Annotated in this window: 15 protein-coding genes and 2 pseudogenes; 16 read left to right on the forward strand and 1 reads right to left on the reverse strand. The window is 70.9% G+C overall.

The window, feature by feature from the left end; translation table 11 throughout:
- Window positions 1-455: 455 nt before the first annotated feature.
- The 8 genes and pseudogenes from ACIBO1_RS27245 to ACIBO1_RS27280 form a co-directional block, all read left to right on the forward strand.
- Complete coding sequence (locus ACIBO1_RS27245; RefSeq protein ID WP_396751399.1) at window positions 456-1,082, forward strand: hypothetical protein; 627 nt, start codon at window positions 456-458, stop codon at window positions 1,080-1,082.
- 149 nt (window positions 1,083-1,231) lie between these two features.
- Window positions 1,232-1,693, forward strand: a complete 462-nt coding sequence (locus ACIBO1_RS27250; protein ID WP_131055269.1) for a DUF948 domain-containing protein — start codon at window positions 1,232-1,234, stop codon at window positions 1,691-1,693.
- 20 nt (window positions 1,694-1,713) lie between these two features.
- On the forward strand, window positions 1,714-2,019 hold the full coding sequence (locus tag ACIBO1_RS27255; RefSeq protein ID WP_350695007.1) for a hypothetical protein: 306 nt from the start codon (window positions 1,714-1,716) through the stop codon (window positions 2,017-2,019).
- On the forward strand, window positions 2,016-4,694 hold the full coding sequence (gene alaS / locus ACIBO1_RS27260) for an alanine--tRNA ligase (protein ID WP_396751343.1): 2,679 nt from the start codon (window positions 2,016-2,018) through the stop codon (window positions 4,692-4,694). Before ACIBO1_RS27255 ends, alaS begins: the two co-directional genes overlap by 4 nt.
- Before the next feature lie 73 nt (window positions 4,695-4,767).
- Window positions 4,768-5,229: a Holliday junction resolvase RuvX gene (ruvX, locus tag ACIBO1_RS27265; RefSeq protein WP_396751345.1), complete on the forward strand. Its 462-nt coding sequence runs from the start codon at window positions 4,768-4,770 to the stop codon at window positions 5,227-5,229.
- Window positions 5,226-6,422 (forward strand): endolytic transglycosylase MltG, encoded by a 1,197-nt coding sequence (mltG, locus tag ACIBO1_RS27270; protein WP_396751347.1) that lies wholly within the window; start codon window positions 5,226-5,228, stop codon window positions 6,420-6,422. The genes ruvX and mltG overlap by 4 nt, the downstream gene beginning before the upstream one ends.
- Window positions 6,419-6,784 (forward strand): annotated as a pseudogene (locus ACIBO1_RS27275) (shikimate dehydrogenase); the annotation flags it as partial. The gene mltG and the pseudogene ACIBO1_RS27275, both read left to right, overlap by 4 nt.
- A 129-nt stretch (window positions 6,785-6,913) precedes the next feature.
- A pseudogene (locus ACIBO1_RS27280) lies at window positions 6,914-7,375 on the forward strand (shikimate dehydrogenase); the annotation flags it as partial.
- An 89-nt stretch (window positions 7,376-7,464) separates the two neighbouring features.
- Here the strand turns inward: ACIBO1_RS27280 and ACIBO1_RS27285 are convergent.
- On the reverse strand, window positions 7,465-7,812 hold the full coding sequence (locus ACIBO1_RS27285; RefSeq protein WP_396751349.1) for a hypothetical protein: 348 nt from the start codon (window positions 7,810-7,812) through the stop codon (window positions 7,465-7,467).
- 530 nt (window positions 7,813-8,342) lie between these two features.
- Here ACIBO1_RS27285 and ACIBO1_RS27290 point away from each other — a divergent pair.
- The 8 genes from ACIBO1_RS27290 (at window position 8,343) to ACIBO1_RS27325 (ending at window position 18,837) form a co-directional block, all read left to right on the forward strand.
- A complete protein-coding gene (locus tag ACIBO1_RS27290) occupies window positions 8,343-9,161 on the forward strand; it encodes a helix-turn-helix transcriptional regulator (RefSeq protein WP_396751401.1) in 819 nt (272 codons plus the stop codon).
- Window positions 9,158-9,349: a DUF397 domain-containing protein gene (locus ACIBO1_RS27295; protein WP_396751403.1), complete on the forward strand. Its 192-nt coding sequence runs from the start codon at window positions 9,158-9,160 to the stop codon at window positions 9,347-9,349. The genes ACIBO1_RS27290 and ACIBO1_RS27295 overlap by 4 nt, the downstream gene beginning before the upstream one ends.
- A gap of 427 nt (window positions 9,350-9,776) precedes the next feature.
- Entirely contained in the window at window positions 9,777-11,480 is a 1,704-nt protein-coding gene (locus tag ACIBO1_RS27300; RefSeq protein WP_396751351.1) for a glycosyl hydrolase, read from the forward strand.
- Between the two features lie 264 nt (window positions 11,481-11,744).
- Window positions 11,745-13,646, forward strand: a complete 1,902-nt coding sequence (locus tag ACIBO1_RS27305) for a hypothetical protein (protein ID WP_396751353.1) — start codon at window positions 11,745-11,747, stop codon at window positions 13,644-13,646.
- Between the two features lie 93 nt (window positions 13,647-13,739).
- The gene (locus ACIBO1_RS27310) at window positions 13,740-14,282 is read left to right on the forward strand and encodes a DapH/DapD/GlmU-related protein (protein WP_131054028.1); all 543 of its coding nucleotides are present in this window, start codon (window positions 13,740-13,742) and stop codon (window positions 14,280-14,282) included.
- Window positions 14,275-15,900: a lipopolysaccharide biosynthesis protein gene (locus tag ACIBO1_RS27315; RefSeq protein ID WP_396751355.1), complete on the forward strand. Its 1,626-nt coding sequence runs from the start codon at window positions 14,275-14,277 to the stop codon at window positions 15,898-15,900. Before ACIBO1_RS27310 ends, ACIBO1_RS27315 begins: the two co-directional genes overlap by 8 nt.
- Before the next feature lie 4 nt (window positions 15,901-15,904).
- Window positions 15,905-17,257: an O-antigen ligase family protein gene (locus tag ACIBO1_RS27320; RefSeq protein WP_396751357.1), complete on the forward strand. Its 1,353-nt coding sequence runs from the start codon at window positions 15,905-15,907 to the stop codon at window positions 17,255-17,257.
- A complete protein-coding gene (locus ACIBO1_RS27325) occupies window positions 17,254-18,837 on the forward strand; it encodes a lipopolysaccharide biosynthesis protein (protein WP_396751359.1) in 1,584 nt (527 codons plus the stop codon). Before ACIBO1_RS27320 ends, ACIBO1_RS27325 begins: the two co-directional genes overlap by 4 nt.
- Window positions 18,838-18,842: the final 5 nt, after the last annotated feature.

The following is an 18,842-nucleotide window of genomic DNA, read 5'->3' on the forward strand; positions in this document are numbered from 1 at the left end:
GTCCTGGACGGCCTGACGCTGGCCCGGGACGGCCTGAGGGCGGTCCGGGACGACCTGACGGTGGGCACGGCAGGCCGGACGCCGGCCCGGCGGGCGGTGCTGTTGCCGGCCACCCGTCGCCGCCGGCCGCAGGTCCCGGCGAACCGCCGGCCGCGGTGGCCCGTGCCGCCGCGTCGGCCCCACGCCCCGACGACCGGCCGGCCGGTCGGGCCGCTCCGCCCCAACGGGACCCGGCCCGCCCGGAACCGTCCGGTGCCGCACCGGTGCCCCCGCCGCCCCGCGCCGCGGAGGCGCCGGCGGTGGCCCGGGCCGCCGCCGTGGTGCCGTCCGCCGACCCGACCGGGCCCCGGCCCGCACCCGAGGCGGCGGTACGGCGACCCACCGACCCGGACGACTCCGACGGTGACCGTCCCGACGACGAGGCAGCGGACGCCGACCCGGAGACGCGTCGGCAAATCGGTGCCGGTCAGCGTCGCCGTACGCTGCTGTTGGCCCTGGTCAGCGTGCTCCTGTTGGCTGGCGTACCGGCCTTCTTCGGCGTGCAGGCGATGAACCGGGACCCGGTCTTCGTCTCGCTCGACGAACTGGAGGTGCCGGAGTGGGCCGCGGCGCAGCCGGAGGACTTCACCAGCGGCAGCCGCTGGTGCCTGCTCGACTGCCGGCTGCGCGAGCGGACCGTCACCTCCGAGCGGTCGCCGGACGAGACCGCCCAGGTGTACGAGGCCGCGCTGAGCCGCGACGGCTGGCAGCCCTGGCGGCCCGCGTACTGCCCGGAGCAGGAGGAGAAGGGCAGCTACACCTGCTGGCGGCGGGACGAGTTGACGCTGGACCTGTGGGTCCGGGAGCCGACCTGCGTACCGCCGCCGGTGGACGGTGAGCCGGCGGTCGTACCCTCGCTCGACCCGTCGACCGCAGCCGAAGAGTGCTCCGGTTCGTTGGTGTCGGTGAAGGTCCGTAATGCGATCGACGACGAGCGGACCAGGCCACAGCCGGAAACCGATCCGTCACTGACCGGTGAGGATCCCTTCCCGACGCTGACCGAGGATCCGCTGGGCGAGTTGACGCCGTCACCACCGTCCTGAGCCGATTGTCATCACGGACGGTAGGGTCTGCATCTGGCGGCCCGCCCGCTGCCGAAGGCGCGGGGCGGGCCACCGGTGACGGCGTTGGGCGAGAAGGTCGTACGTCTCGTGGGCCGTGATGTCCCGGGACCGTGTTGAGGAGGACAGGCGTGGGCTTTTTGGAGGTCGCGGCATTGATCGCGGCTATCGCGTTCGCGATGCTGGTGCTGATCCTGACGCTGCCCATCCTGCGGCTGCGGCACACCGTGGACGCGACCACCCAGATGATCAACGACCTCAACGACCGGACCGGCCCGTTGCTCGGTGACGTCAACACCACCGTGCGGAACGTCAACGTCACCCTCGAACAGGTGCAGACGTCGCTCGACGGCGTGAACCTCCAGCTCGCCAAGGTCGACACCATGACCAGTCACGCGCAGAACATCAGCGCCAACGTCGCCAACCTGGTCACCGTCGTCTCGGCCGCCGCCGCCAACCCGCTGGTCAAGGTGGCCGCCTTCGGCTACGGCGTGCGCAAGGCCGCCTCGGCCCGGCGCAGCGCCGAGACCGAGCGCGAGGTCCGCGACACCATCAAGTCCCAGCGGCGCGCCGCCCGGCGCGGCAACCGCTGACCGACGGCGGAGGTACGAGCATGAAGCGGCTGTTCTGGCTGGGCATCGGTCTGGCCGTCGGCGTGGTGGTGGTGCGCCAGGCGACCCGTGCTGCGCACGCCTACACTCCGGCGGGCATCGCCGACAACCTGTCACAATCCGCTGGCGGTCTGGTCGAGGAACTGCGTAGCTTCGTGGCGGACGTACGCGCCGGGATGGCCGAGCGGGAACACGAGATCCACGAGGCGTTCGCCCAGGGCGAGGCGTTCGACGACCAGTTCGCCGAGGTGCGCGACGAGCCGCGTATCGGTGACAGAGACATCTTTCCGGAGGAACCCCAGCGATGAAGACGGCGGAGATCAAGCGGCGGTATCTCGCCCACTTCGAGGCGAACGGCCATGCCGTGGTGCCGTCCGCTCCGCTGCCCGCCATCAACGACCCGAACCTGCTGTTCGTCAACGCCGGCATGGTGCAGTTCGTCCCGTACTTCCTGGGGCAGCAGACGCCGCCGTTCTCCCGCGCGGTGAGCGTGCAGAAGTGCATCCGTACGCCGGACATCGACGAGGTCGGCAAGACCAGCCGGCACGGCACGTTCTTCCAGATGAACGGCAACTTCTCCTTCGGCGACTACTTCAAGGACGGGGCGATCCCGTTCGCCTGGGAGCTGGCCACCAAGTCGGTCGAGGCCGGTGGCTTCGGGCTGGATCCGGAGCGGATCTGGGCGACGGTCTACCTCGACGACGACGAGGCGCGGGACATCTGGCTGCGCACCGGGGTGCCGGCGGAGCGGATCGTGCGCCGGGGCAAGAAGGACAACTTCTGGTCGATGGGCATTCCCGGCCCGGCCGGCCCCTGCTCCGAGCTGTACTACGACCGGGGGCCGGAGTACGGCGCCGAGGGCGGCCCGGAGGTCGACGAGGACCGGTACCTGGAGTTCTGGAATCTCGTCTTCATGCAGTACGAGATCGCGGACGTGCTCAACAAGGAGCAGTTCCGGATCGTCGGTGAGCTGCCGAAGAAGAACATCGACACCGGCATGGGCCTGGAGCGGATGGCCTCCATCCTCCAGGGCGTCGACAACCTGTACGAGATCGACGAGGTCCGGCCGATCCTGGACCGCGCCGCCGAGCTGACCGGCAAGCGGTACGGCGCGCACTCCGGGCACGCGGCGAACCAGTCGCACCCCGACGACGTCCGGTTGCGGGTGGTCGCCGACCATGTGCGTACCGCGTTGATGCTGATCGGGGACGGGGTGACCCCGTCCAACGAGGGCCGTGGCTACGTGCTGCGGCGGATCATGCGCCGGGCGATCCGCGCGGTGCGGCTGCTCGGCTGGCAGGAGCGGGCGCTGCCCGAGCTGCTGCCGGTGGCCCGGGACTGCATGGCTCCGTCATACCCGGAGCTGGCCGCCGACTTCGACCGGATCTCCGCGTACGCGTACGCGGAGGAGGACGCCTTCCTGGCGACCCTGCGGGCGGGCACCACGATCCTGGACACCGCGATCACCGAGACGAAGTCGGCGGGCAAGCCGGCGCTCACCGGTGACAAGGCGTTCCAGCTGCACGACACGTACGGCTTCCCGATCGACCTGACCCTGGAGATCGCGGCCGAGCAGGGCCTCAGCGTCGACCAGGAGGGCTTCCGGCGGCTGATGGCCGACCAGCGGTCCCGGGCCAAGGCCGACGCGTTGGCGCGCAAGACCGGGCACACCGACCTGTCGGCGTACCGGTCGGTGCTCGACGCCGGTGGACCGGTGACCTTCACCGGGTACACCGAGGTCTCCCGCGAGTCGACGGTGCGGGCGGTGCTCGGCACCGACGGGCCGCGCGCGGCGGCGGTCGAGGGTGACCTGGTCGAACTGGTCCTGGACACCACGCCGTTCTACGCCGAGGGCGGCGGGCAGCAGCCCGACGTCGGCATGATCACCGTCGGTGGCGGGCAGGTCGAGGTCCTCGACGTGCAGCAGCCGGTGCCGGGGCTCATCGTGCACCGGGCCCGGGTGGTCCGGGGCGAGGTGCGGGCCGGGGAGACCGGGTACGCCGAGATCGACACCAGTCGTCGGCGGGCCATCTCCCGGTCGCACACCGCGACCCACCTGGTGCACCAGACCATGCGGAACTTCCTCGGCGAGTCCGCCACCCAGGCCGGTTCGCTGAACGCCCCGGGTCGGCTGCGATTCGACTTCAACACCGCCACCGGGGTGGCGCCGAGCGTGCTGCGCGACGTGGAGCAGCAGGTCAACGAGGTGCTCCTGGCGGACCTGGAGGTGCACGCCTTCGTCACCTCGCTGGAGGAGGCGCGTCGGATCGGCGCCATGGCGTTGTTCGGCGAGAAGTACGGCGACCAGGTCCGGGTGGTCGAGGTCGGTGACTACGCCCGCGAGCTGTGCGGCGGCACCCACGTGGCCCGCTCCGGCCAGCTCGGACTGGTCAAGATCCTCTCGGAGTCGTCCATCGGTTCCGGCGTACGCCGGGTCGAGGCGCTGGTCGGCATGGACGCGTTCAACTTCCTGGCCCGTGAGCACCTGCTGGTGGCCCGGCTCGCCGAGCTGTACCGGGTCCCCTCCGAGCAGGTGGCGGACCGGGTCGAGCAGACGGTGACCCAGCTGCGTGACGCGGAGAAGGAACTGGAGAAGCTGCGCGCCCAGCTCGTACTCGGTGGTGCGGCGGCGTTCGCCGCGCAGGCCCGGGACGTGCGCGGGGTGGCCTACGTCGGCATCGAGGCGCCCGAGGGGGCGGCCGGCAACGACGTCCGCACGCTGGCCCAGGAGATCCGGGGGCGGATCGACGCGGCCCGGCCGGGCGTGGTCGCGGTGGCGGCCCGCGCGAACGGGAAGGCGTCCCTGGTGGTGGCGGTGAACTCGGCCGCCCGTAACCGGGGCCTCGCCGCTAACGACCTGGTCAAGGCGGCGTTCTCCGGACGCGGTGGTGGCAGTCCGGACCTGGCCCAGGGCGGTGGGCAGCCGGCGTCGGAGGTCCCCACACTGTTGCTCACGGTGGAGAAGGCGGTCGCCGAGGCGTGAGTCCTCAGAACCTCAGGGCAGGGCGGGCCGCGCAGGTCCGCCCTGCCGTGTATATCGGGCGAGGTGACGAAGCGTGACCGGGTTGTCCCGGGGTGTGCGGTTGGGCGTGGACGTCGGACAGGTGCGGATCGGGGTCTCCCGGTCGGACCCGCACGGGGTTCTCGCCACCCCTCTGGTCACCCTCTCGCGGGAGCAGAACCCCAGCTCAGACGCGGTGCCGAGGGACATGGCGGAGGTGGCCGCACTGGTCGCCGAGCACGAGGCGGTCGAGGTGGTGGTGGGCCTACCGGTGAACCTGGCGGGTAAACACGGCCCCGCAGCGGAACACGTGAAGGCGTACTCTCGACAACTGGCCGATGTGATAGCGCCTGTTCCGGTGACGCTGACTGACGAGAGGATGTCCACGGTCGTGGCGAGTCGTAGGCTTGCCGAGCGCGGTGTCCGGGGGAAGAGACAACGGGCGGTGGTCGACCAGGCCGCCGCGGTGGAGATTCTGCAGAGCTGGCTGGACGCGCAGCGGAGGCGGACCGAATGACTGACGATCTGGACCTCGGGTTCGACGAGCAGGACCGGGGGGAGAAGGGCAAGCACCGTCGGGGACGGCGGCGCGGTGGCCGTTCCGGTGGCGGCAAGGGCAAGACAGTCCTCGCCCTGATGCTGGCGCTGGTGCTGCTCGGCGGCATCGGCGGCGGCGCCTTCTACGGCTTCGACCGGATCCAGAGCTACTTCGTCACACCGGACTTCGACGGCGACGGCACCGAGGACGTGACGGTCCAGATCCCGCAGGGCGCGTTCCTGGCCGACATGGCCGTGGTGCTCCGCGACGCCGGCGTGATCAAGAGCACCAAGGCGTTCGTCGAGGCGGCACAGGACAACTCCCGCAGTCGCAACATCCAGCCCGGCACGTACAAGCTGCGCAAGGAGATGAGCGGCGCGAACGCCCTGGCCGCGATGCTCGACCCGCAGAACCGGATCGTCAACGGGCTCACCATCCCCGAGGGGCGCACCGCCAAGAGCGTCTTCAAGCTGCTCAGCGACCAGACCGACATCCCGGTCAAGGAGTTCGAGGCCGCCGCCAAGGACCCGGAGAAGCTCGGCGTACCGGACTGGTGGTTCAAGCGGGAGGACGGCAAGAAGGTCACCAAGTCCATCGAGGGCTTCCTCTTCCCGGACACCTACGAGATCCCGCCGAACGCCACCGCCGAGGTGATCCTGGGGCAGATGGTCGACCACTTCCTCTCCGTCACCGGGCAGATGGACTTCGCCGACCGGGTGCAGAAGGAACGCGGCGGGATCAGCCCGTACGAGGCGCTGATCGTGGCGTCGCTGGCTCAGGCCGAGGCCGGCACCAAGAAGGACCTGGGTCGAGTCGCCCGGGTCGCCTACAACCGGGTCTACTCGGGCACGTTCGACTGCAGTTGCCTGGAGATGGACGTCACGGTCAACTACTACTTCGAGTCGATCGGGCAGGAGGGCAAGACCTCCGGCCAGATGACGCGGAGCGACCTCGACAACCCGGACAACCCGTACAACCGCAAGTTGCCGGGCATGATCCCGACGCCGATCAACAACCCGGGCAAGGAAGCGCTGGAAGGCGCGATGGACCCGCCGGCCGGCGACTGGCTCTTCTTCGTGGCGATCGACAAGGAAGGCAACTCCGCCTTCACCAAGGACTACAGCCAGCACGAGCGCAACATCGAGAAGGCCAAGGAGAACGGCGTCCTGTGACGGTGGCGCCACGGCGGGCGGCAGTGTTGGGCAAGCCGATCGCCCACTCGCTCTCCCCGGTGATCCACAACGCCGGGTACGCCGCCGCCGGGCTCACCGGGTGGTCGTACACCCGGATCGAGTGCGCGGCGGCGGAGTTGCCGGACCTGGTCGCCGGGCTGGGCCCGGAGTGGGCCGGGCTGTCGGTGACCATGCCCGGCAAGGAGGCGGCGCTGACCGTCGCCGCCGAGGTCTCGCCGGTCGCCGCCGCCGTCGGCGCGGCCAACACGCTGGTACGCCGTCCCGACGGCACCTGGTACGCGGACAACACCGACGTCACCGGCATGGTCGACGTGCTGACGTCCGCAGGCGTGCGCGCGACTGCCCCTCGCGAGATGTCGGGCTCGGATGGTCCTGGCACGGCCTCGGGTGAGGCCGGCGCCGCTGCGCCGTCGGGTGCGGGTGGCCTTGGCGGGTTGTCGGGCCTGGGTGATTCTGGCGTGGGCGCGGGTGCAGCCGTCACGGTGCTTGGTGCGGGTGGCACGGCGCGGGCGGCGCTGGCGGCGGCGGCCCGGCTGGGCGCGACCGGGGTGACCGTGGTGGCCCGTCGCACGGCAGCGGTCGACGAACTGGCACCGGTGGCGAGCGCGCTGGGGCTGGCCCTCACCGCCGCGCCCTGGGCGGACGCGGCGGCGCTGGCCGACGTCGACCTGCTGATCTCCACGGTGCCGAAGGGTGCCGCCGACGAGCTTGCCGGTGTGGTGCGCTGGCGTCCCAGCACGGTGCTCTTCGACGCCATCTACGATCCGTGGCCCACCCCGCTGGCCGCCTCGGCCGCTGCCGCCGGCTGCCCGGTCGTCTCCGGCCTGGACCTGTTGTTGGCCCAGGCCGTCGGCCAGTTCGAACAGTTCACCGGCGTCCCCGCACCCCGAGCCGCAATGGCCACCGCCCTGACCGCTGTTCGGTCTGCCTGACCGCCGCGCTGACCGCTGCTCGGGTCGCTGCTCGGGTCGGCTGACCGCTCGATCCAGGATCGAGTGGCCTTCTTCCCCGCGCGAAGCCACTAAATCCTGGATCGAGTGCCTTCGCCGCGTGGGGGCGGGGCGTCTGGGGGCGGGGCGTCGGGGGTGGGGGGATCGGGGTGGCGGCGTGGGGCTGCCCAGCCGAGGAACCGAGTGAAGAGGGTGGCCGGGTCGGGGCCGTCGTGCGGGTTGAGGTGGTAGAGGTCGCGCATCGCCTCGTACATCAGGCCGGCGAGGTAGATCGACAGGCCGGTGGCGTTGCCGTCGTACTCGACGCGGAGCAGGAGTCGGGCCTCGCCGCAGGGCCAGGGTTGCCCGTCGGCGCGGCAGCACCACATCGGCCGTAGCGGGGTGTGCGGGACGTCGGCGGCGCGGGCGTGCGGTCGCACCGGAGGTGGGCCACCCCCGGGCGCGAAGAGTCGCGTGGCGAAGGGGCGCGCGGCAGAGGGGCGCGTGGCGAAGAGTCGCGTGGCGAAGAGTCGCGTGGCGATCACGGGCGGCCCCCGTTCGCCCGCCACTGTTGCCCTGGCGTCAGCCAGCCGGGGCGGCCGGGGCGTTGCCGGGGCAGTGGCCGGGTGGGCTGATGCATCCACTCGGGCAGGTGCGTGCCGCGTCGGCGTCGTGGCAGCGACAGCGTCGGCAGAACTGTCGTCGGGCATTGGTACCAAGTGACCGGCGTACGCATGTCGTCCTCCATTTCCTGCGGTGGACGGGGCCGCCCGGGTGTGGGGGATCCACGGGCGGCCCCGGTATGCGAAACCACCCCGTCCCTTCCTGGATGGGAGCGGCTCCGCCAGGTGACAGTCTGGATAGGAGCGCACTAGCGTCGATACGTGCGCGGGGCATCCGCGCACGTCATCGGTGCAAGCGGGTGGGTATGGCGAATCCGCGAGCGAGATCGGGCAGAGATGGGGAATTGATGGGGACCGCTATCGACTACGTCCGCGAGGAACTGCGACTGCTGCGTGTCCAGGTCAAGCTGAGTCAGGATGACTTCGGGCGGGGCATCGGCTATTCCGGCTCGCATGTCAGCTCGGTGGAAACCGGTGGTCGACCGCCGACGAAGGAGTACATGTTCGCGGTCGACCGGGCGCACGATCCGGCCTTCGACCCGCAGGCGGGGGAGGGCAGGTTCACCCGCATGCTGCGGGAGTTGTCGAAGCTGGAGCAGACGCCGTCCTGGCTGCGGGAGTGGATCGAGCTGGAGCGCGACGCGACGTTATTACGCTGGTACGAGCCCGCGTTCCTGCCCGGCCTTCTCCAGACGGAGGCATACGCGCGAGGCATGATGAACAACGGCCTGCTCCTGCCCGACGAGATCGACCACCGGGTGGCCTCCCGCCTCGACCGGCAGTCGGTCCTCACCCGCGACGCGCCGGTGCCGTTGGTAGCGGTGATCGACGTGATGGTGCTCCGCCGGCAGGTCGACGGACGGCCCGAGATCATGCGGGAACAGCTCGACCACCTGGTCAAGATGTCCGAGCTGCCGCACGTGCAAATCCTCGTGGTGCCCGAGGACGCGGCAATTTACCCTGGCCTACAGGGTGGGTTCATCCTGGCGACCGTCGGCGACGGCTCGGTGGTGGGACATCTCGATCATCAGGTGCGTGCGCAGGTGGTCAGCCAGACCGAGGACCTTGTTACGCTCCAACGGACGTGGGAGGCGGTCCGGGATGAGGCGCTCCCGCGCAGGCAGTCACTCGAACTGATCAAGGAAGTGGCGCAGACATGGACATGACCGGTGCCAGGTGGCGCACGTCGACCTACTCAGGGACCAACGGCGGGTCGTGCGTGGAGGTCGCCGACAACCTCTCCGGCGTCGTGCTGGTCCGCGACACCAAGGACCGGGACGGCGGCACCCTGCGGTTCGCACCCGCCGCCTGGCAGTCGTTCGTCACGCTGGCGAAGCAGGCCGCCCCGAACTGAGCCGCACGTGCGGCACCGAAGGCCCCCGACCACGTCGGGGGCCTTCGTCGTGCTCGTGCCGCTGGGTCGGTGCTCGTGCCGCTGGATCGTGCCCGTGCCGCTGGATCGTGCCCGTGCCGCTGGATCGCGGCGTCGATCGGCGCGGACTTGCGTATTGGTCGTCACTGAGGTAGATCATCGATATCCGCTGCGGTGCGGCACCGGTCCGGCGGGCAGATGTGGCACCCGATGCGGCGCTGACCTGCGGCTCGGTCGGCGCTGAGCCGCAGCACCGCCGACAGCCGGTGGCCGCTCCGGCCGGGTGCCGTGTCGCAGCATCCGCTTAGGTGAACTTTAAGACCCGCTTAGGTCCCCCGGTCATTCGCACGCTCTGTTGTGTACGCCGCTACGCTCCACAGCGTTATCGCCGAATTCACAAGGAGTCTGAGTGACCAGGCGCGGACTGCACCGCCTCATCCGGCATCGTGGCCCCCGGCGTAAGGCCGTGGTCCTCGGTGTCCTCGGTTCCACGGTCGTGCTGGGCCTCGGCGCGACCATGGTGCCCCTGATCGCCGACGACGACCTCTCCATTCCGGTGGTGTTCGACACCACCGCCACGGCCGTCCCCCAGGACGGCGACAACAGCGTCAAGACGACGCTGGCCACCTGCGCCGCCCCGTGCGACGGCAACCCCCGTGGGGCCCGGGACGCGGTCCTCGCCTTCTCGGTGACCTCGCTGCCCGCCAACGCGGTGAACGTCCGCGCGACGCTGCGGGTACACGCCTGGCAGGCGTTCGAGGCGACGGTGACCGCGCACGAGTCCGGGCTCGACGCCCGGGCCGCCCGGCCGGCTCCCGGTCAGGTCGGCAGCGCCCTGGACGTGGTGGCCGGAGTCGGTAAGGGCTTCAACGAGTGGGACGTCTCGAAGCTGGTCACCGGCAACGGCACCTGGACGGTGTCGCTGGCGCAGACCGGCCTCGGCAGCCGGATCTACTGGGCGTCGGGGGAGAACCGCAACCCGGACGTCCGTCCCCGACTGGTGCTGAGCTACGACACGGGTACGCGTCCGACGCCCGCGCCGTCCAGCGCCTCGCCGACCCCGTCGGCCGCGTTGCCGACCCGTCCACCCGTCTCGCCGAGCGTCTCGCCCAGCCCGACCCCGACCCGGCCCAGCCCGACGCCGACCAAGCCACCGGCGGACCCGGGTGCGTGCGGTCAGGTGTCGGCGAAGCTGGTGCCCTCCTGCGGTGCCTGGTGGGGGATGTACTCACCCTCCGGCGCGGGCAGCGGATGGGATCACGGCAAGGCGATCACGGATGTGGAGAAGCAGGTCGGGCGGACCTTCGACATCGTGCACCGCTACCACGACTTCTCCAACACCGGCAGTAACGGCGCCTTCCCCGACGCGTACCAGCAGCAGCAGATGCGCGAGGGCCGGCTGATGTTCTTCGCCTGGGAGAGTCGGGTCTTCTCGTCCGGGACGGTGCTCACCTGGCGGGACGTCTACAGCGGCCGGTACGACCAGACGATCGACGAGGTGGCCGGCCGGATCAAGGCCACCGGGGTGCCGGTGTTCATGGGCTTCGACCACGAGCCGGAGGACGAGCCGGAGAAGGGCAGCGACGCGGAGTTCGTCCGCGCCTGGCGGTACGTGTACGACCGGTTCGCCGCGGCGGACGTCCGCAACGCGGTATGGGTCTGGACGATGATGGGCTGGTCCGGCCACTACGACAGGTACGCCGGCCTGTACCCGGGTGACAACTACGTCGACTGGGTGGCCTGGGACCCGTACAACTTCCACGTCTGCAACGGCAGCACGACCTGGAAGAGCCCGAGCACCACCATCGGTTCGTTCTACCGCTGGCTGGACGACACCGGCATCGGCAAGGGCAAGCCCCGGATGCTGGCCGAGTTCGGCACGAACTTCGACAGCGCCGATCCGAACGCGAAACGGCGGTGGTTCGAGGAGTTCCCGGCGGCGTTGAAGGCCCATCCGAAAATCAAGGCCGCGATCTACTTCAACTCACCGGGCATGACGAAGACGACGAACGTCTGCAACATGACAATGAACCAGGACGCCTCGGCGGTGGCCGGCTTCGCCGCCGCCGGACGGGACAGCTACCTTCGGCAACCCACCGGAGGGAGCCGCTGACCTCAGGTAACCCGCGGGCGGTCGGATGCCGCACAGGTGCTGTCCGACATACGACCGCCCGCGGTGATGTCCGCAACTGGATGAACTGACCGCCCAATCGGCGGATATCGCCTCTGGGGCGAACGGGAGAAGCTACGCAACGCACATTCCCGTCCACCCTGGAGGCGCAGCGTGCCCATAATCTCCTTCCCGTGGCGGAACACCCGCCGAAAGCGCGTACGGGCAGGGGCTGTCGCATTAGCAACCGTCGCGGCCGTCCTGGCCGTGCCCAGCGCGACATCCGCCGCCGTGGTGCCGGTCCCCGAACCGGCGACTCTGGTGTCCGCGAACCCCGCCGACGAGACCCCGCACGCGCGGGACGGTGAGGCCCGTGCCTTCGCACAGGTCGGCAACACGGTGTTCGTGGGAGGCAGTTTCACCCAGATCCGGCAGACCGTCAGTACGCCGTGGATCACCCAGCGCTACCTCTTCGCCTACAACCGCACCACCGGCACTATCTCCACCACCTTCCTGCCGGTGCTCGACGGGGCGGTCAACTCGCTCATCGCCGGTCCCGGCGGGACGCTGATCGTCGGCGGCGTCTTCAAGAACGTCAACGGGGTGGCCCGCCGCAACCTGGTGGCGCTCGACCCCTCCACCGGCATGATCATCGACAGCTGGGTGGGCCGCTCCGACGGCGGCACCGTGCGCGACATGGTGCTGCACGACAACTGGCTGTACGTGGCCGGGGCGTTCAACTGGCTCAACGGCACGGCGCACGCCGGGCTCGGGCGGCTGAACGCGACCACCGGTGCGATCGACCCGACCTTCAACATCAACACCTCGGTCGGTCGGCACGACACCAGCATGTACGCGTGGACCATCGACGTGTCGCCGGACGGCAGCACGCTCGTGGTCGGTGGCAACTTCATGTTCGTCAACGACCTGCCGCGCAACCAGATCGCGCTGATCGACCTGACCGGTACGCCGAGCGTGATCGACTGGAGCAGCGAGCGGTTCGTGGCGCCGTGTGCGGCACCCACCACCTTCGTGCACTACGTGCAGGACGTGCGGTTCGGTGCGGACGGAAGCTGGTTCGTCGTCGGCACCAACGGCGGCTCGGGCTGGCCGGCGGCGTACTGCGACGTGCTGGTGCGCTTCGAGACCGCCGCCCGGGGCAGCGGCCAGAACGCCACCTGGGCCAACTTCACCGGCAACGACACCATCACCTCGGTCGAGGTGGCCGACAACGTCATCTACCTCGGCGGGCACTTCCGCTGGTTGAACAACCCGAACGCCAGTGACAGCGCCGGCAACGGGGCGATCGACCGGCTCGGTATCGGTGCGGTCAACTCGGCCACCGGCATGCCGGTGAACTGGAACCCGCGTCGCAGCGGCGGTTCGGCCCTGCCCTCGGGCGCCAGTTCGTGGGGCTCGACCGTGCCGGTGCTCTGGCGGGGCCCGGACGGCCTGTACTTCGGACACAACTCCGACGGCATGGGCAACGAGTACCACGGCCGGCTGGGCATGTTCCCGGTCAGCGGTGGCCGCACCATCACTCCCCGCAACCCTCCGACGGCCGCCAGCGGCCACCTGTACCTGAACGTCGGTAGCGGTGAGCTGGCGAAGGTGCCGTTCGACGGCAGCACCCTCGGCACCGCCGCCACGGTGAGCCAGGCCAACTACACCGGTGCCGGGGCGACCTGGCGGGTGGACGACCGGATCTACTGGTCGCGGTTGGTCTCCGGATCGCGTACGGGTAGCCGGATCGACATCTCGATGTTCAACGGCACCACCATCGGTGCGCCGTGGGAGGCGTCCGGCTACAACGACTGGTTCAACCCGGCGCAGTTGACCGGGGCCTTCTTCCTCGACGGGCGGCTCTACTACACCCGGACCGGGCAGAACAACCTGTACTACCGGTTCTTCGAGATCGACGGCAACTACCTGGGTGCCACCGAGTTCACCGTGCCGACCACGGGCGTCAGCTGGTCGACCGTGCGTGGCATGGCGTGGGTGAACGGGAAGATCGTCTTCGGGGCGACGAACGGATCGCTGCGTAGCGTGCCGTTCGATCCGACCCTGGCCCCCGCTGCGGCGGTCACGGGTGCCGAGGCTACGGTGATCGCCACTGCTACCGCGGAGCTGACCTGGTCAACTCCGTCGATGTTCTTCTCCGTACAGTAGCGTTCACTGTTCGTAATGTAATCTCGGTAAATTGTTCACGTTGGGCCGGCGGCGGATCCACCGTCGCCGGCCCACGGAACGTGGGGAGGACCGTTGACCGGCATCCGGCGTGGCTTCGTGGTGCGCATGGTCTTCGCGATCAAGCGTCGCTGGTACGCCCTGCGCTATCCGCGCCTGACCCTCGGGCGGGATGTCGAGATCCGTGGCCGGATCCGCCTGCGGCGCGGGGTGCGGGTGACCATCGGTGACCGGACCAGGGTGAACAAGCTGGTCCGCTTCGCCGGGCCCGGTGAGGTGCGCGTCGGGGCCGACTGTCTGCTCAACGCGACATGGGTGGGCACGTGGACGTCGGTGACGATCGGGAATCGGTGCCTGTTGTCCGACTGCGAGTTGCTGGACAATGACTTCCACAACCTGCCACCGGCTCAGCGGCACGATCCGCCCACTCCGGCCACGCGTGCGCCGATCACGGTCGAGGACAACGTCTGGATCGGCGCACACGCGCTGGTCATGAAGGGCGTACGGATCGGCCGGGACAGCGTGGTGGGGGCCGCGACAGTGGTGCGGACGGACGTGCCGCCCGGGGTCGTGGTCATCGGCAACCCACAACAAACGGTGAAGAAGTTCAATGACTGATGCCGCTCCCAGCCCCTGGGCCAACGACGGTGCGAACGCCGAGACGTCGCCTCGGTCCGTCACCATCACCGACGTGCTGCGCGTGCCGCTGCACCGGATCCGGCAGGTCGCCGCAGTAGCGGTGTTCGGGCTGGTGGCCGCCGCGGGCTACGCGTTCCTGGCACCGTCGGCGGTGACCGCCAACGCGGTCGTGGCGGTCCGTCCGGTGGTCACCGACGCGTTCACACCCAGCGGCGCCAACGCCGACCGCGCGGTGAACATGAACGTGGAGAGCCGCATCGCCACCGGCACCGAGGTGGTCGGCAAGCTGGCCGACGAGTTCAGTTCGGACCAGCGTTCGGTCCGCGACGCCCTCGAGGTCGAGGTGCCCACCGGTGGGCAGATCCTGCGCTTCGTCTACCAGGCCCGCAACGCCGACGACGCGGTGCTCGGCGCCAACCTCGCCGCCGAGAGCTACCTCAACGTCCGGCGCGCCATGTACGAGCGGCAGCGCGAGGAGATGCTCCGCTCCTACGACGAGAGCATCGAGAAGGTCGCCGCGCAGCAGGAGGCGGCGCAGCGACGGGTGAACAACGCCCGGGACACCGCCGCCAGCAACGTGGCGGTCGCCGAGTTGGGCGCGATCAACAACCAGCTCACCCAGCTCAACTCCGCCCGCACCGAGATCGCCGCCGTCGACGTGAACCCGGGGTGGGTCACCCAGTCCGCCGAGCGGGCGCTGACCTCGGCGGCCGGCAACGCACCCATGCTGATGGCCGCCGGGCTGCTCGGTGGCGCCCTGATCGGTCTGGTGCTCGCGTTCGCCTGGGAGTCCTTCGACCGGCGGGTGCGTACCGTCGTCGACGCCAAGGACAACACCGGCCTGCCGTTGCTCGGCACCATCCGGTACACCGGCCTGCGTGGTCGGGCCGTCGACGCGGACGTGCGCTACGTCGCGATGGCCATCGCCGAGCGGGTACGCCATCCCGCCCGGGTCGCCGTGGTCACCGCCCGGGAGGACGCCAGCGCGATCACCGCCGGCCTGGCCGTGGCGCTGGCGGTGGCCGGTCGCGAGGTGTTCGTCGCCGACGACAGCGGCCGCATCGACCGGCTGCGCGCCGCCGTGCAGGCCGACCGGGACCGGCTGCCGCCCAGCATCGACCCGAGCCGGCCCACCGTGCCCAAGCCGCGGACCGCGCCGGCCCGGCCGGTCAGCATGGAGGGGCCGGACGACTCGCCCACCGAGGTCATCCGCCGGCCCTCGCCGCACCCGCCGGGCGCGCGCCCCTCCACCGACCCGGAGGCGACGATCACGATTCCCCGGGTCACCTCCGCCAAGGCGAGCGTCAGCCCGACCGCGAACGGCCAGGTGAACGGTGGCGACAAGGTGACCGTGGGCGCCGGAAGCGTCCGGTTCGGCACCTGGCGGCAGGGCGCCGACCAGCGCCTGGTGCTCTACAACGCCCCGCCGGCCGAGGCCGACGAGCGGGGGGTCGCGGTGGCCCGGCAGGGCACCGCGGTGGTGGTGGTCGAGCGTGACCGGACCCGGCAGACCGACCTGCGTCGGCTCGCCGAGCGACTGCGGGCGGCCGGGGTGAATCCGCTCGGCTTCGTGCTCTCGCGCAGCGGCCGAGGCTGAGGCGGTGCCGGTGATCCAGGCACCGCCGGCCACCGAGCCGGCGCCGCCGGCAGCCGGCGGTACCCCGTCGGTGGTCGCTCCGCCACCCCGCCTGCCGGTGTGGCCGCTGATCGCGATGTTCGGGCTGGTGCCGATCTGGTGGTTGGCCGGCTTCTTCTATCTCGGCTGGCCGCTGCTGGGCGCGCTGCTGTTCGTGCTGCTGGTCACCCGGGGCCGGGTGCCACTGCCGCCCGCGACCGGGATCTGGCTGCTGTTCCTGGCCATCGTGCTGGTCAGCGTCACCCAGTTGCAGTCGCCGGTGTCGCTGCTGACCTTCGCCCTACGACTGGGCTTCTACCTCACCGCGGCGGTGGTCGGCGTCTACGTCTACGCGGTCGCCCGGGAACGCCCCGACCAGACCGCCGTCCTGGTGCCCCTCTGCGCGTTCTGGTTCGCGCTGGTCGTGCTGGGCTGGCTGGGTGTGGTCATTCCGCGCTTCGAGATGGCCACGCCGGTCGAGGTGCTGCTGCCGGGTGGGGTGGCCGGCACGCCGTTCATCAACGACATGGTGCACCTGTCCACCGCCGAGTTCAGCGAGCGGTCGCTCAACCCGATCTTCCGACCGGCGGCGCCCTTCGCCTACACCAACAACTACGGCAGCGCGTACGCGATCACGCTGCCCTGCGTCGTCGCCTTCACCATGCTGCGCCGACGAGGGCTGCTGCGCTGGGCACTGCTCGCCTCGCTGCCGCTGTCGCTGGTGCCGGCCTTCCTCACGCTCAACCGCGCGATGTTCCTCAGCCTCGGCGCCGGCCTGGCCGTGCTCGGTCTGCGCGCCGCGCTGCGCGGCAACGTCCGGGTGGCCGCCTCGATCGTCGGCGTGGTGCTGGTCGGCGGCCTGGTCACGCTCTTCATCCCGGTGACCGAGTTGATCGGGAACCGGGTCGAGTCCAGCGACACCAACACCGACCGGTTCTCGCTCTACTCCGAGGTGCTGCGCCGGGTGGGGGACTCACCGTGGCTGGGCTACGGGGCCCCGGTGAACGTCGACACCGTCTCCGCCGACGCGCCGATCGGCACCCAGGGTCAGCTCTGGATGGTGCTGTTCAGTCACGGCGTACCCGCGCTGCTCTGCTTCCTCGCCTGGTTCGTCGTCGCCGCGTTCGTCTGTGCCCGCGCCACCTCGGCGGCCGGGCAGTGGCTCTCCATCGTCCCGGTGATCTGCCTGGTGCAGGTGCCGTTCTACGGGATGGCCAACCAGAACCTCGCCGTCGCCTTCTTCGCGGTCGGCTTCGCGATGGCGCTCACCGAGCGGGAAGTGCACCGCGCCGGTGGGCGGTCCCGACCACGACCACGACCGGCGGTGCAGCCGACATGACCGTCACCACCAGTTCCCCGGCCGAGGACCGGCCCGCCGGGGCGGACCCGGGCCGGGACGACGGCGCGACCGAGACCCGGCGCAGCGTCCGCAGTGGCGTCGCCGGGCTGGTCGGCGCCGCCACCAGCGGGCTGTTCGGCTTCGTGCTGGCGGTCGTCATCACCCGGGGGTACGGCACGACCGGGTCCGGCGCCTTCTTCGCCGCGATCGGCGTGGTGACCGTCGCCGCTGCGGTCTGCACCCTGGGTGCGGAGACCGGGCTGATGTGGGCGCTGCCCCGGCGGCGGGCCGGAGCGAGCGGCGACGCCGCCCGGGTGCTGCCGGTGGCCCTGGTGCCGCCGCTGTTGTTCGCGGTGCTGATCGCGATCGGTGGTGCGTTGCTCGCCGGTCCGCTGGCCGGGCGGTTGCTCGGCCCGGCGGGGGAGCCGCTGCTGGTGGTCACGTTCGTCGCGGTGCCGGTGGTGGTCGCGATGAACCTGCTGCTGGCCGTGGTGCGCTGCGTGCGCCCGATCCGCTCGTACGTGGCGGTGCAGTTCCTGCTGCTGCCGGTGGCCCGTCCGGCGCTGGTCGGCGCGGCGCTGCTGGTCGGCGGCGGGCTGGTCGCCGGCATGACCGGCTGGTTGGTGCCGGCCGCCGTCGGGTTGCTGGTCTGCCTGATGATGGTCGCCCGGCCGCTCGGTGTGGGTCGCGGCGTCCGGCTGCGCCCGGAACGGACCGACTGGGCCACGTTCTGGCGGTTCGCGTTACCCCGGGCCGCCTCCGCCGCGATCGACGCCGGCAGCATGTGGGTCGGCGTCCTGCTCACCTCGGCCCTGGCCACCCAGGCCGACGCCGGTGTCTTCGGCGCGGTCGGCCGGTACGTGCTCGCCGGGCAGTTGGCGATGCAGGGCCTACGGGTGGCGGTCTCGCCGCAACTGTCGCGGTTGCTCGGGCGGGGCGACCGGGTCGCCGCGGCGGCCGTGCACCGGCAGTTGACCACCTGGGGGCTGGTGCTGTCCTGGCCGGTCTATCTGCTGCTGGCCGTGTTCGGGCCGGCCTTCCTGGCGCTGTTCGGTCCCGAGTTCACCGCCGGTGCCGCCGCGTTGACCGTGCTCGCCCTGGCGATGCTGATCAACACCGGCGTCGGCAACGTGCAGAGCCTGCTGCTGATGGGCGGGCGCAGCGGTCTGCACCTGGCCGGCGCGCTGGCCGGACTGGTGGTCACCGTCGGTCTCGGCCTGGTGCTGATTCCGGCGTACGGCGCCACCGGCGCGGCTCTGGCCTGGGCGGCCGGTATCGCCACCGAGAACCTCACGGCGGTCACCTGCGCCCGGCTGGTGGTGGGCCAGCCGTTGGTCGACGCGGGGATGCTGCGCGCGGCGGCGGCCACCGTCGGCGGCGTCGGGCTGGCCTCGGTCGCCGGCCTGGTGGTGGGCGGGCGGGGCATCCCCGGCCTGCTGGTGGCGGTGACCGTGCTGGCAGCCGGCTGCGTCGGCTTGTTGACGTTACCCCGGGTGCGACGTGGCATCCGGGCGACCATGGTGCAGATTCGGGGCGGGTCGCCACAGGGCACCCCGCCCCCGCCGTCGAAGGGCAGGTGAGGTCG

The organism is Micromonospora sp. NPDC049903 (assembly GCF_044460945.1).
In the GTDB taxonomy this organism is placed as follows: Bacteria; Actinomycetota; Actinomycetes; order Mycobacteriales; family Micromonosporaceae; genus Micromonospora.

Bases quoted from the DNA above. Each gene is read 5' to 3' on its own strand.
- ACIBO1_RS27255 (WP_350695007.1), top strand. From the start codon at position 1,714: ATGAAGCGGCTGTTCTGGCTGGGCATCGGTCTGGCCGTCGGCGTGGTG.
- alaS (WP_396751343.1), top strand. From the start codon at position 2,016: ATGAAGACGGCGGAGATCAAGCGGCGGTATCTCGCCCACTTCGAGGCG.
- mltG (WP_396751347.1), top strand. From the start codon at position 5,226: ATGACTGACGATCTGGACCTCGGGTTCGACGAGCAGGACCGGGGGGAG.
- ACIBO1_RS27290 (WP_396751401.1), top strand. From the start codon at position 8,343: ATGGGGACCGCTATCGACTACGTCCGCGAGGAACTGCGACTGCTGCGT.
- ACIBO1_RS27295 (WP_396751403.1), top strand. From the start codon at position 9,158: ATGACCGGTGCCAGGTGGCGCACGTCGACCTACTCAGGGACCAACGGC.
- ACIBO1_RS27315 (WP_396751355.1), top strand. From the start codon at position 14,275: ATGACTGATGCCGCTCCCAGCCCCTGGGCCAACGACGGTGCGAACGCC.
- ACIBO1_RS27325 (WP_396751359.1), top strand. From the start codon at position 17,254: ATGACCGTCACCACCAGTTCCCCGGCCGAGGACCGGCCCGCCGGGGCG.